At 66.1% G+C, this 11,885-nt stretch carries 15 protein-coding genes and 3 tRNA genes; 6 read left to right on the top strand and 12 right to left on the bottom strand.

Going from position 1 to position 11,885, the window contains the following annotated elements; translation table 11 throughout:
* Positions 1-52 precede the first annotated feature (52 nt).
* The 11 genes from nusG to A5779_RS24630 form a co-directional block, all read right to left on the bottom strand.
* Positions 53-883 (bottom strand): transcription termination/antitermination protein NusG, encoded by an 831-nt coding sequence (gene nusG / locus A5779_RS24580; protein WP_064886345.1) that lies wholly within the window; start codon positions 881-883, stop codon positions 53-55.
* A 27-nt stretch (positions 884-910) separates the two neighbouring features.
* Positions 911-1,378, bottom strand: a complete 468-nt coding sequence (gene secE, locus A5779_RS24585; protein ID WP_064886346.1) for a preprotein translocase subunit SecE — start codon at positions 1,376-1,378, stop codon at positions 911-913.
* A gap of 70 nt (positions 1,379-1,448) precedes the next feature.
* Positions 1,449-1,521: transfer RNA gene (locus A5779_RS24590), tRNA-Trp, on the bottom strand.
* Between the two features lie 172 nt (positions 1,522-1,693).
* Entirely contained in the window at positions 1,694-2,203 is a 510-nt protein-coding gene (hadC, locus tag A5779_RS24595) for a (3R)-hydroxyacyl-ACP dehydratase subunit HadC (protein WP_064886347.1), read from the bottom strand.
* Positions 2,204-2,216: 13 nt separating this feature from the next.
* Positions 2,217-2,645: a (3R)-hydroxyacyl-ACP dehydratase subunit HadB gene (hadB, locus tag A5779_RS24600; protein WP_055110091.1), complete on the bottom strand. Its 429-nt coding sequence runs from the start codon at positions 2,643-2,645 to the stop codon at positions 2,217-2,219.
* Positions 2,645-3,109, bottom strand: coding sequence for a (3R)-hydroxyacyl-ACP dehydratase subunit HadA (gene hadA / locus A5779_RS24605; RefSeq protein WP_064886348.1), 465 nt, complete (start codon positions 3,107-3,109; stop codon positions 2,645-2,647). The genes hadB and hadA overlap by 1 nt, the downstream gene beginning before the upstream one ends.
* A 9-nt stretch (positions 3,110-3,118) precedes the next feature.
* Positions 3,119-3,286, bottom strand: coding sequence for a 50S ribosomal protein L33 (rpmG, locus tag A5779_RS24610; RefSeq protein WP_003881823.1), 168 nt, complete (start codon positions 3,284-3,286; stop codon positions 3,119-3,121).
* Positions 3,287-3,332: 46 nt separating this feature from the next.
* Positions 3,333-3,406, bottom strand: a tRNA-Met gene (locus tag A5779_RS24615).
* Between the two features lie 69 nt (positions 3,407-3,475).
* Positions 3,476-3,548 (bottom strand) — tRNA-Thr (locus A5779_RS24620).
* 110 nt (positions 3,549-3,658) lie between these two features.
* Entirely contained in the window at positions 3,659-4,894 is a 1,236-nt protein-coding gene (locus A5779_RS24625) for a globin domain-containing protein (protein WP_064886349.1), read from the bottom strand.
* A complete protein-coding gene (locus A5779_RS24630) occupies positions 4,891-5,343 on the bottom strand; it encodes an RrF2 family transcriptional regulator (RefSeq protein WP_064886350.1) in 453 nt (150 codons plus the stop codon). Before A5779_RS24630 ends, A5779_RS24625 begins: the two co-directional genes overlap by 4 nt.
* A gap of 134 nt (positions 5,344-5,477) precedes the next feature.
* Here A5779_RS24630 and A5779_RS24635 point away from each other — a divergent pair, with 134 nt between their 5' ends.
* The 4 genes from A5779_RS24635 (at position 5,478) to A5779_RS24650 (ending at position 9,085) form a co-directional block, all read left to right on the top strand.
* A complete protein-coding gene (locus A5779_RS24635) occupies positions 5,478-6,203 on the top strand; it encodes an MBL fold metallo-hydrolase (RefSeq protein WP_055110099.1) in 726 nt (241 codons plus the stop codon).
* A gap of 216 nt (positions 6,204-6,419) precedes the next feature.
* On the top strand, positions 6,420-7,433 hold the full coding sequence (locus tag A5779_RS24640; RefSeq protein ID WP_330220081.1) for a T6SS phospholipase effector Tle1-like catalytic domain-containing protein: 1,014 nt from the start codon (positions 6,420-6,422) through the stop codon (positions 7,431-7,433).
* Positions 7,434-7,505: 72 nt separating this feature from the next.
* Complete coding sequence (locus A5779_RS24645; RefSeq protein WP_064886352.1) at positions 7,506-8,351, top strand: DUF8453 domain-containing protein; 846 nt, start codon at positions 7,506-7,508, stop codon at positions 8,349-8,351.
* Positions 8,352-8,374: 23 nt separating this feature from the next.
* Entirely contained in the window at positions 8,375-9,085 is a 711-nt protein-coding gene (locus tag A5779_RS24650) for a crotonase/enoyl-CoA hydratase family protein (RefSeq protein WP_064886353.1), read from the top strand.
* A 74-nt stretch (positions 9,086-9,159) separates the two neighbouring features.
* On the opposite strand, the gene A5779_RS24655 is transcribed toward A5779_RS24650, so the two are convergent.
* Entirely contained in the window at positions 9,160-9,999 is an 840-nt protein-coding gene (locus A5779_RS24655) for a PDDEXK family nuclease (protein ID WP_064886354.1), read from the bottom strand.
* Between the two features lie 147 nt (positions 10,000-10,146).
* Between A5779_RS24655 and A5779_RS24660 the strand changes: the two genes are divergently transcribed.
* Positions 10,147-10,623 (top strand): MarR family winged helix-turn-helix transcriptional regulator, encoded by a 477-nt coding sequence (locus tag A5779_RS24660; RefSeq protein WP_064886355.1) that lies wholly within the window; start codon positions 10,147-10,149, stop codon positions 10,621-10,623.
* On the top strand, positions 10,620-11,870 hold the full coding sequence (locus A5779_RS24665; protein WP_064886356.1) for an MFS transporter: 1,251 nt from the start codon (positions 10,620-10,622) through the stop codon (positions 11,868-11,870). The genes A5779_RS24660 and A5779_RS24665 overlap by 4 nt, the downstream gene beginning before the upstream one ends.
* Positions 11,871-11,885 lie beyond the last annotated feature (15 nt).

Consider the following 11,885-nt stretch of genomic DNA (forward strand, 5'->3'; position numbering starts at 1 on the left):
CTTGCTCATCCAAGGGCGCGTAAACGCCCGTTGTTTCTAGCCGCTGTGGCGACTAAATCTTGGAGACCTGGTTGAAGGTCAGTTCGACCGGAGTCTCGCGGCCGAAGATGGAGACCAGCACCTTGAGCTTCTGCTGCTCGGCGTTGACCTCGCTGATGGAGGCGGGCAGCGTCGCGAACGGGCCGTCCATGACGGTGACGGACTCGCCGACCTCGAAATCGACCAGGATCTCGGGCCGTTCCAAGGTGGCCTCGGTGCTGGCACCGGGGGTGGCGGTGGCGCTGGACTTGGCGGGCTTCTTGGCCGCGCCCTGCGGCAGCAGGAACTTCACCACGTCGTTCAGCGACAGCGGGGACGGACGCGACGTGGCGCCGACGAAGCCGGTGACGCCGGGGGTGTTGCGCACCGCGCCCCACGACTCGTCGTTGAGCTCCATGCGGACCAGGATGTAGCCGGGCAGCACCTTGCGGTTGACCTGCTTGCGCTGGCCGTTCTTGATCTCGGTGACCTCTTCGGTGGGCACCTCGACCTGGAAGATGTAGTCGCCGACGTCCAGGTTCTGCACGCGGGTCTCGAGGTTGGCTTTCACCTTGTTCTCGTAACCGGCGTACGAGTGGATGACGTACCAGTCGCCGGGCTTGAGGCGCAGTTCCTTCTTGAGCGCGACTGCCGGGTCCTCGTCTTCGTCGACTTCGTCGACCGCGGGCGCCTCTTCGGCGGCTTCGTCGGCCGGAGCCTCTTCGGCCTCGTCGGCCGAGTCGGTCTCGTCGACCGAGTCGGCCGCTACAACCTCTTGGCCCTCAGCCGATTCATCGGTTTGCGACTCGACGCCGTCGACGTCAACGGTCTCGGCAACGGTCTCGTCGCCGTCGAACGTGGTCACGTTGTCAGTCCTCTCTCAAATTCCGGATCAGGTGCCGAACACGAGCGACACCAGCCGCGCCAGGCCCAGGTCGGCGCCGGAGATCAGCGCCACCATGAACACCAGGAAGACCAGCACCACCGAGGTGTAGCTGACCATCTGCTTGCGGTTCGGCCAGATCACCTTGCGGAGCTCGGCAACGACCTGCTTCAGGTAGTTGACGACGAACATGATCGGGTTGCGCGACGGCCCGGTCTTCTTGGCCTTCGCGTTCTTCTTGGCCTTCTTCGACTTACCGGAGTCGGCCTTGGCATCATCGCTCGACGCGTCGCCCTCGGCGGCGTCGTCACCGTCGGCCTCACCAGTTGCACCACGACGGCTCCGCTTGCCGGTCGGGCGCAGCGGCCGGGTCACCACCGCGGTCTGACCGTGCGAGGTGTCCGTTGCCCCGGTGTCGGTGCCGGTGTCGGTTCCAGTGTCGTCTGCGGAGCCGGCACCTTCGCGCTCGTCGCTCACCGCATGCCTTTCATCCTGGTTTGTGTGTCCACCTTCCAGTGTCCACACGTTGTCGAGTATTCAGTTTGAGCAGGGGCGACAGGACTTGAACCTGCAACCTGCGGTTTTGGAGACCGCTGCTCTGCCAGTTGAGCTACGCCCCTCTGTTGGTGACTTTCTGGCGCTTTCGTCACCGTACTGCGCCGAGGCTTACACAATTCGCGCGCGGCCCGTTCGATGGTCAAGCCGACGGACAGCGCGCTGAAATGGGAAAAACCCCGAGTGCCGAGTGTACCCGGCAGGGGCCCGAGAAACTAATCGCGCCCCTGCTGACGACTACTCGCCGGCGGCCTTCCGCATGACCTTGCCGGTTTCCGGATCCCACTTGACCTGGATGGAGTCGTCGGCGTCGTGACCCATCATCGTGGTGATGGCTTCGAGGACCACCTCACCGTTGTCGTCGGTGCACACGTTGTGCGTGACGACGATGTCCGCGCCGAAGCGCTCCTCGACCGAGGCGACCTCCATGACGGCGTGCAGCTGATCGCCGGCCTTGAGCGGCTTGCGGTACAGGAATTTCTGGTCCACCTGGACGATCTGCTTGGTTTCCATGCCGATGTCGACGTTCTGGAAGAAGTGTTCCTGCACCAGCAGCGCCAGGGTGGAGGCGAAGGTCAGCGGTGCGACCAGGGTGTCGTGGCCGAGTTCGGCGGCGGCAGCCTCATCGTGGCTGGCCGGGTCCATGGCCTTGACGGCCTTGGCGTACTGGCGGATCTGCTCGCGGCCGATCAGGAAGGGGTACGGATACTTCCAGACCATTCCTCGGATGTCAGCCTTGAGTGCCATGGCCCAGAACTCCTTACGCCAGTTTCGCGGTCGCTGTGGCCCGCCCGAAGATCTTCTTTCCGCCTGCGGTGGCCGAGATGGCGAGAGTGACCAGCTTCTGCTCGGGGTCGACGGACTTGACCCGTCCGTTGAAGACGATCTCGGCGCCCACACCGTCGTTGGGGACGGGCACCACCGCGGTGAAGCGGACGTTGTACTCGGTCACGGCGGCCGGGTCGCCGACCCATCCGGTGACGTAGCCGCCGCCGAGGCCCATGGTCAGCATGCCGTGGGCGATCGCGGTGTCGAGGCCGACCTGCTTGGCGATCTCGTCGTCCCAGTGGATCGGGTTGAGGTCACCGGACACACCGGCGTAGTTGACCAGGTCTCCACGGGTCAGCGGGATCACCCGCTCCGGAAGCGTGTCACCGACCTGAACTGAACTGAACTCGCGCAGCGCCATCAGTTAAAACCCTCTTCTCCGTCGCCCGCACGCCCGGCCAGGGTCGTGTAGGCCTCCTGGACCACGTCACCTTTGTCGTCGGTGATGATGTTCTTGGTCACGATGATGTCGGTGCCGTGCGCCTTGCGCACGGAATGCACGTACACGTCGCAGTACAGCTTGTCACCGGCCTTGACCGGCTTCAGGAACTTCAGCTCCTGATCGACCTGGACGATCTGGGCATCCTGGATGCCGATGTCGGCCCACTCGAAGAATGCCCACTGCGCCTGGTAACCGAAGATGCAGATGAAGGTCAGCGGCGCCGGCAGCGAGTCGTGGCCGATCTCTGCCGCGGCAGCCTCGTCGTGGAAGAACGCATCGTCGTTCTTGACCGCGATCGCATGCTCGCGGATCTTCTCGCGTCCGACTTCGTAATGCTCAGGATGCCGATAATGCATCCCGACGATGCTGGTCGAAAGAGCCACAGCGAATGGCTATCGCGACTCTTTGTGCGGCTGGTGGGTGCCGCAATTGGGGCAGAACTTCTTGATCTCGAGCCGGTCGGGATCGTTGCGGCGGTTCTTCTTGGTGATGTAGTTGCGGTGCTTGCACACCTCGCACGCCAAAGTGATCTTCGGCCGTACGTCGGTACTCGACGCCACGTCAGTTCTCCCTGCTCAAAATCACGCTCTGCTTTTGATGTTCCTGTAGCGGTGGGGAGGCTCGATCTCCCGACCTCACGATTATGAGTCGTGCGCTCTAACCAGCTGAGCTACACCGCCCCGGATGGTCCCAGGTGGGGCTCCACGTCCGGATACTCCCGCGTCGCTTCGCTCGCCTGGCGTCCACCGAGCCCCCTAACGGAATCGAACCGTTGACCTTTTCCTTACCATGGAAACGCTCTGCCGACTGAGCTAAGGGGGCTTGTCCCGCAGCGTTGCGGCTGCGGGGCCTTAAAGAGGGTACAACCTCCCCGGCAGCCAAACCAAACCGCAGGTCAGCGCGGCCGCCGGGGAGCTGTTTTGCCTGGTCGGTTAATCCAGAAGCCAATCGTTGGGCGCGAACAGCTCGCAGTGCACCCGCTCGTGGGCGATTCCCCGGTCGCTCAGCTGGGTGCGGACCGCCTCGACGAATCCGGCCCCGCCACACAGGTAGTACGCGGCGTCGGCGGGCAGATCGATCCCGTCGAGCTTGAGCAGTCCGGCGTGCACGCCGGCCGCCCCTCCGGTGACACCGTCCTCGTACCAGAGGTCGAGGCCGGCGCTGGGCAGCGCGTCGATCAGCTCGCGCTGGCGTTCGCGCATCGGTTGGCCGCTGTCGCTGCGGTCGGCGTGCAGGACCCGCACCTGGGTGTCGGGCGCCTCGGCGGCCAGGAACTCCAGGATGCCGACCATCGGGGTGATCCCGATGCCCGCCGAGACCAGCACCAGAGGTCCGTCAGGTTTGCCGCCGGTGTACAGGTCGCCGAACGGCAGCGTGACGTCCAGCAGGTCGCCGATGCACAGGTTGGCCCGGATCCAGGACGACACCTCGCCGGCGGGCTGGTCTGCGACGGCGTCAACAGGCTTGACCGCAAATGTCAGATCGGTGGATCCTGGCGCGCCGACGAGGCTGTACTGGCGTAGCTGGCGGGCGCCGTCGGGAAGCGTGACGCCGACCGAGACGTATTGCCCGGCAATGAAGTTGACGGGTTCTGCGGCGCGGACCGTGACCAGCACGGCACCCGAAGGGTCGTCGACGCGGGAGACGACGCGCAAGCGCCGGAAGACGTCACCGGGTGCCACACCGGCACCGGCGTAGAGGTCACGCTCCAGGGCGATCAGGGTGTCGGCCATGATCCAGTAGACGCGGTCCCAGGCCTCGGCCACCTCGGGCGTCACGGTGTCGGCGCCCAGTACCTCGACGATCGCGGCGAAGAGGTTGTCGTGCACGATCGGGTACTGGTCGGCGGTGATGCCCAGCGAGGCGTGCTTGTGGCCGATCCGGGCCAGCAGCGCCGACGGGTGGGGCAGGTCGGGGTTCACCAGGTGGGTGGCGAACGTGGCGATGGACGCTGCCAGCGCGCGCTGCTGGGCGCCCTGGGCCTGGTTGCCGCGGTTGAACAGGTTGCGCAGCAGCTCGGGGTGGTTGGCGAACAGCCGGCGGTAGAACTCCGAGGTGATCTCGTCGATGTGCGCGCCGATGAGAGGCAGTGTCGCGGAGACGATCTCGGCGTGCTTGGGCTCCAGTTCGTCGCGTACCGCAGACGGCTCGGGGCTGGTGACGGTCATCGGGGATTCCTTTCAGGGGTGGTGAGTTGCAGAACAATCGGTAGGCGGCTGTCAGCCGTCAGGTCTGTGACGGTGTATCGGTCGAGTTCGCGATAGAACGCCTCCTTTGCGTCGGCCAGCACCCGGCGTAGCCGGCAGGCTGCGATGAGCGGGCATGGGGAGTCCCCGCCGCATTCGATGACCTCGCGGTCCCCTTCGAGTTCGCGCACCAGCCAGCCGATCGAGGCATTGCGCCCGGCCTCGGTGAGCACCAGTCCCCCGACCCGGCCGCGCCGCGCGTGCACCATGCCGAGCTCGGACAGCTTGGAGACGGCCTTGGCGACGTGATGCTCGGAGGCGTTGGCGCCCGAGGCGATGGTGCGGGTGGTGATGCGCCGGTCCTCGGTCTCTCCCGAGGACAGCAGCATCAGCGTGCGCAGTCCTAGGTCGGTGAACCGGGTGAGGTGCATACCGATGACGCTAGTAATTCCGCATTTTTGATGCGAGTTTTATCGGTGTGGGTTCAAACACGTCATGACGTGCGGTTTTTGGACCTGCAGGGATGCGCGAAGAAGGCGACGCGGGGCACCAATACGCTGAACGCATGTCCGAGCCCAACGCCCAAGACCGCTTGTACTTCCGGCAGTTGCTGTCGGGCCGCGACTACGCGGCCGGCGACCCGATCGCCCAGCAGATGCGCAACTTCTCGTATCTGATCGGGGACCGCGAGACGGGCGACGCGGTCGTGGTCGACCCGGCCTACGCGGCCAACGATCTCGTCGACGCGCTCGAGGCCGACGACATGCGCCTCTCCGGCGTGCTCGTCACCCATCACCACCCGGACCACGTCGGCGGCACGATGGCGGGCTTCACCCTCAAGGGCCTCGCCGAACTGCTGGAACGCCAAAGTGTGCCGGTCCACGTCAACTCCCACGAGGCCGACTGGGTCTCCCAGGTCACCGGGATCGCACCGAGTGAGCTGACCTCGCACGTCCACGGCGACAAGGTTTCGGTCGGCGCGGTGGAGATCGAGCTACTCCATACTCCCGGCCATACGCCGGGCAGCCAGTGCTTCCTGGTGGACGGCCGGCTGGTCGCCGGGGACACGTTGTTCCTCGACGGATGCGGTCGCACCGACTTTCCCGGCGGCAATGTCGACGACATGTTCCGCAGCCTGCAGGCGCTGGCCCAGCTGTCCGGAGACCCGACCGTCTTCCCGGGGCACTGGTACTCGGAAGAACCGAGCGCCCCGCTCGATGAGGTCAAACGCAGCAACTACGTGTATCGCGCGTCAAACCTCGACCAATGGCGCATGTTGATGGGCGGCTGATGAATCGTTTCAGTGCGGCCAAGTACGGAATCCACTGAATTAACGATCACGAAACGGGGCAAACCCGCCCTGCGACGGTCCTCCTGCCACGGATTTCGTTGCCCAAGCAGTTGCAACGGGAACTACGTACCGTTCTGCGCGATTCGAGTAGTGCAATACTCAGGACATCAGTCCGCAGACCCGGCAAAGTACTAGTCAGCATCAGTTGAGCAGTAGTTGACAGTCCCGCCGGGGGTCGCCGTGAAGAACATCGTGCTGTGCTTCGACCACACAGATGAACATTCCGGGTTCCGTGACGCGTCGAATACCGAGATGCTGTTTCGGTTGCTGGACGGCACCGATCAGTTGACCTGGTATCACAGCGGCACAGCCACACGACAAGCCAGACGGATCGCGCCGGGCCGCCGGGGCGACCCGGCCAGCGAAGCCCGGGCCGCCATCGCCGAGGCCTATCACTTCCTCGGCGACGCGTGGGATCCCGGAGACCAGATCTTCGTGTTCGGCGGCGGCGAGGGCGGGCATCGCGCCGGTGAACTCGCCACCCTGCTCGGCACGGTCGGCTTGTTGCCGGCTCATTCCGATGACGTACTCGACTACGCGCTCGCCACCTATGTGCTGCCGCGCACGGCGCGCACGCCCCAGGACTGGCGACAGATCAGGGTGTTGGCGGCGCAGTTGTTCGGTGACCGCGATCCGGCCGTGCCCGTGCGGTTCGTCGGGCTGTGGAATGCCACGGCCACGCCCGGAACCAAGCGCCACATGGGCCCGCTGCCGACAGTTGAGTCCGGTCGGCACGCGGTGGCGGTCGACGGCGGTCGCCGGACAATGCGGTACTGCGAGAGCCTTGACGAGGTCTGGTTCCGGGGAACTCGCGACGACCTCATCGGCGGCACCGGAGCATGCTGGCCGCTGGCCGACATCGCCCTGGACTGGATGTTGGACGGAGCCATCGGAGCGGGGCTGCGAGTTCACGACCACAGCGCCTGCCCCACCGATCTCGACGCGCTGGCCGGGACCGCGCCGGCGATCGGCCGGTGCCGGGCGCCGCTGGACGCCAAGGTGCACGCCAGTGTCGAGGTGTATCTGCGCTCGCACCCGCACTATTGGCGGCGATTGCCCGCGCGCATCGAATGGACCGATATCGAGTGGCTGGCGCGTGGCGAGAGGTTGGTCCACACGCCGGTGACCGTGCCGGTGCAGCGCGACATCCTCACTGCCGTCGCCTCGTGAGGACGCTGGTTTGACCGAAGTTTGCTGAGCCGGACCGCTGCCCAGGGTGAATGTCCGTGATATACCCACTTGGTGGGGATCATCGATTCAGTCACGGACCGGGGGCGTGAGTTGGCTAGTTTCGAACCGGGTGCATGGACTGCACTCGCAGCATGGGTGGCGATCGTCGTCATCGTCGTCGCGTTGATCTATGCGTGGCGGCAGTATCTGAAGGCCAGGGATCGGCGCGCCGAGCTGACCCAGCCGAACGTGTCGATGTTCATGGAGCCGAGCAGCGCCGATTGGCACCTGGTGGAGCTGGTCGTCCGCAACTACGGCCAGCGCCCGGCGTACGGGTTGCGCTTCGAGTTCGCGAACCCTCCCACGGTCGGCAAGTACGAGAGCTCGTATGACGACAACTTCGTCGACATCGTGCCGTTGAACCTGCCCGCCGAGATCCCGTATCTGGCGCCGTCGCAGGAGTGGCGCATCGTGTGGGATTCGGCGCTGGACCGCAAGCAGCTCGGTGAGGCGATCGCCTCCCGCTTCGACGGGGCGGTCACCTATTACGACGAGCCGGGCTCAGCCGGCAAGCCCAGTGGCCGCAAGCTGCGCAACACCGCGGTGCTGGATTGGGCGACATTGCCGCCGGTGGACCGCATGGAACTGCTGACCACCCACGATCAGGCCCGGCGGGAGAAGCAGAAGCTGGAGTTGTTGCGCGGCGTGCTGACGTATTTCCAGTACGCAGCCAAGGAGACGGACGAGCAGAAGCTGCGTTCGGAGATCAACCGCATCAACGCCATGGGCGCCGAGATGCGCTCCCGCTGGCGCGATCGCTACGAGGCCGGCGACGACGACGATGATTACGACGATGACGATCCCGAGACCGATCTGATCAAGCCGGCGACGACCTCCGGCAGGCGTCACCGGGCCTGAACCCACTCGCTAGCATCAGTGCGATGAGCAGCCTGGTGAGCTACGAGCTCAACGATGCCGTGGCCACGATCACGATGGACGACGGCAAGGTCAACGCACTGTCGCCTGCGATGCAGGCCGAGATCAACGCGGCGCTGGATCAGGCCGCCGCCGGCGCGGCTGCCGGCGAGGTGAAAGCCGTGGTGCTGGCGGGCAATTCGAAGGTGTTCAGCGGCGGATTCGACCTGAGCGTGTTCTCGTCGGGCGACGTGGCCGCGACCCTGGGCATGCTCGCCGGTGGTTTCGAGTTGTCGGTGCGGTGCCTGAGTTTCCCGGTGCCGGTGATCATGGCCGCCACCGGTCACGCCATCGCGATGGGCTCGTTCCTGCTGCTGTCCGGTGATCATCGGGTCGGCGCGGTGACATCACGGTGCCAGGCCAACGAGGTCAAGATCGGGATGACGCTGCCGATCGCGGCCATCGAGATCATGCGCATGCGGCTGACCCGCGCGGCGTTTCAGCGCGGGATCGCCATGGCGGCGGTGTTCACCGGTGACGCGGCCATCGCGGGCGGCTGGCTCGACGAGGTCGTCGAGGCCGACGCGGTGCTGTCCCGCGCACAGCAGGTGGCAGCCGAGGCCGCAGCGACCCTGCACACCGGCGCGCACGTGGCCAGCAAGCTCAAGGCCCGCGCCGAGGCCCTGACCGCGATTCGCGCTGGAATCGACGGCCTGGCACAGGAATTCGCGGGCTAGCACGCTGGCGCCAGGGCCATCCGCTCACGTATGAAGCGCTGTGGCGATTCAGCGGCCGTTTTGCCGCCACAGCGCTACGCACGCGAGGCCCAAGCTTTGGCGATCCGGCCCAGAACGCTGGCCTCGCCCTCACGGGACGTGACCCGGATGACGGTCCACCCCATCTCGACCATCGCGTCGACCCGCATGATGTCTTTACGAATCTGCTCGGGATCGGAGTGATGAACGCCTTCGTATTCCAGGGCAATCCTCACCTCCGGCCAGGCCAGATCAACCTCACCGATCAGCGCGCCGTACTCGTTGTAGATCGGGTATTGCGTTTGCGGCCGTGGCCAGCCCGCGCGAATCACCAGTAGCCGCAACCATGTTTCCTGCGGCGACTCCGCCCCAGGGTCTACCAGCGCGACGATCGCGCGAGCTTGCTTGACGCCTTTCCGGCCAGCGTGGCGTTCGATTGCCAGTTCGATGTCGGCCACGTTCAAGCGGGTGGCCCTCGCCAGTGCGTCGATCGCAGCGACAGCCGTGCCTTCGGGGAACTTGCAGGCCAGATCAACCGCGGTGCGGACCGGCGTGGTGAGGCGGATATCGCCGATCGAACAGATCTCGTCGTCATCGATCGTGTCTGCCCAGGTGACAATTCCTCGGGTCGGCCTGCGATTGTTGTTGTCTATGACGTAGGCCGGCAGGCTCGCGTCGATCCAACGAGCTCCATGAAACGCCGACGCGGAGTATCCGGCCAGGACTCCGTGGCCCCGTGACCGCAACCAGCAGGCCCGTGCGCGTAGTAGCGCGGTCGGTCTGGCGTCCCTAGCGACGTAGATGTCGCGATGGATGGCTCTGAATCGGGTTCGCAGTTCATGCCGCGTCAATGCTCCTGAGGCCAGCGCTTGGCTTCCGACGAATGGATCCCCCATGGGCGGAGTCTGCCGAGCCCTCCCGACAGCTCACGTATGAAGCGCTGCGGCGATTTTCCGGCCCACTTCCCACCACAACGCTACACACGCGGAGCCGCTCGCCAACCGACGCCAGTTCGCTCATCGACATTCGCTCCAAATATATCTATGTGCTATGCACATATAGTGCCCCGCTACAACCAACTCGATGAGCTTCTGGTGCGCATCCACATCGTCCGGCAGCGCCCCGGTTGGCGGCGCCGGCTGATCGACGCGTCGGGCAGCGTGCCGTCCTTGTCGACACTGCGGGTGCTCCGTGCCGTCGAGCAGCGGGAGAAGGCCGGGCAGAGCGCCTCGGTCGGCGAGGTCGCCGAATACATGGCCGTCGAGCACTCCACCGCCAGCCGCACCGTCGCCAATGTCGTCACCGCGGGCCTGCTCACCAAGACCCAAGACGCCGACGATCAGCGCCGCTGCGTCCTCACGCTCACCGAAGACGGCCGCAAGGCCCTGGCCGACGTCACCGAACGGCGCCGCGAGATGGTCGCCGAAACCGTGGCCGAATGGTCCGAGTCCGACGTCGACAAACTCGTCGACCTGTTAGAGCAGCTGGTCACCGATTTCGAGCGGGGAGTGAGCTCGTGACAGCCCAGACCACTGCCCGCCCGCAGCCGCGCGGCGCCCTGCGGCTGATGTTCGACCCGGTTTTCGGTGCCCTGTTCTGGGGCAAGATGTTCTCGGTCGTCGCGGTGTGGACGCACGGCATCGTCGCGGCCATCGTGATCTTCGACGCCACCGGCTCCGCGGTGATGGTGGGCATGGTCGGCGTCGCACAGTTCCTGCCGCAACTCATCCTGAGCCCGACCAGCGGCAAGTGGGCCGACATCGGCGACCCGGCCCGTCAGATCCTGTGGGGCCGGGTGTTGTGCATCATCGGCTCGGGCTCGACCGCACTCTGGCTGGCGCTGGACCCCGACCTGCAGGGCACCGCCGCGGCGATACCGGTGCTTGTGGGCTCCACCATGGTCGGCTTCGGGTTCGTCATCGGCGGCCCGGCCATGCAGTCAGTGGTGCCGAGCCTGATCCGCGACGGCGAGCTTGCGACGGCCATGGCGCTCAACAGCATTCCGATGACCATCGGCCGGATCTTGGGGCCGGCCATCGGTGCCTTCCTGGCCGCGCGGCTCGGTGCGGCGCCCGGCTTCGCGATCAGCGCGGGGCTGCACCTGGTGTTCGCCATCTTCCTGCTGCTGGTTACCTTCCCGGCCCGGCCGGAACGCAGCCCGCACGGCGACTATCGGGTGCGCGCGGCACTGGCGTACGTCTGGCGGGACCGCCCGCTGCTGCTGGCACTGCTGGCCGTGACGACGGTCGGGTTCGCCTCGGATCCGTCGATCACCCTCACCCCGTCGATGGCCGAGGATCTGGGCGGCAGCGCCCATCTGGTGGGTGCGCTCTCGGCGGCGTTCGGCGTCGGCGCAGCGCTCGGCATGGTCGTGCTGGCGTCGATGCGCGGACGGCTGGCTGCGGCCCGGGTTTCGGCAATCGGGCTGTGGCTGCTGGTGGCCGGCTGTGGGCTGCTCGCCGCGGGCACGGTCACGGCCTTGGCGCTGGCCGGTTTCGCAGTCGCAGGGCTGGGCTTCGGTTGGGCGATGACGGGTCTGAGCACCGTCGTGCAGGAGCGGGCCCCCGAGCAACTGCGGGGCCGCATCATGGCCCTGTGGCTGGTCGGTTTCCTCGGGTCGCGCCCGTTCGCGGCGGCGTTGTTGGGTGGCGCGGCCGACGTGTTCAGCGTGCGGGTGGCATTCGTCATCGCGGGTGCCATCACACTGGTCGTCGCGCTCGCGGCCCGACCCGCCGCCCTGTCCGCACCAAACGCAGCAGCACTCTGACCGGGTCTCCTATCG

The organism is Mycolicibacterium peregrinum, assembly GCF_001665625.1.
Taxonomy (GTDB): Bacteria; Actinomycetota; Actinomycetes; order Mycobacteriales; family Mycobacteriaceae; genus Mycobacterium; species Mycobacterium peregrinum_B.

Coding starts and splice junctions, on each gene's coding strand:
- A5779_RS24625 (WP_064886349.1), bottom strand. CDS start 4,894: ATGACCGTCACCAGCCCCGAGCCGTCTGCGGTACGCGACGAACTGGAG.
- A5779_RS24650 (WP_064886353.1), top strand. CDS start 8,375: ATGAGCAGCCTGGTGAGCTACGAGCTCAACGATGCCGTGGCCACGATC.
- A5779_RS24660 (WP_064886355.1), top strand. CDS start 10,147: ATGTGCTATGCACATATAGTGCCCCGCTACAACCAACTCGATGAGCTT.
- hadB (WP_055110091.1), bottom strand. CDS start 2,645: ATGGCGCTGCGCGAGTTCAGTTCAGTTCAGGTCGGTGACACGCTTCCG.
- A5779_RS24630 (WP_064886350.1), bottom strand. CDS start 5,343: ATGCACCTCACCCGGTTCACCGACCTAGGACTGCGCACGCTGATGCTG.
- hadC (WP_064886347.1), bottom strand. CDS start 2,203: ATGGCACTCAAGGCTGACATCCGAGGAATGGTCTGGAAGTATCCGTAC.
- A5779_RS24635 (WP_055110099.1), top strand. CDS start 5,478: ATGTCCGAGCCCAACGCCCAAGACCGCTTGTACTTCCGGCAGTTGCTG.
- A5779_RS24655 (WP_064886354.1), bottom strand. CDS start 9,999: ATGGGGGATCCATTCGTCGGAAGCCAAGCGCTGGCCTCAGGAGCATTG.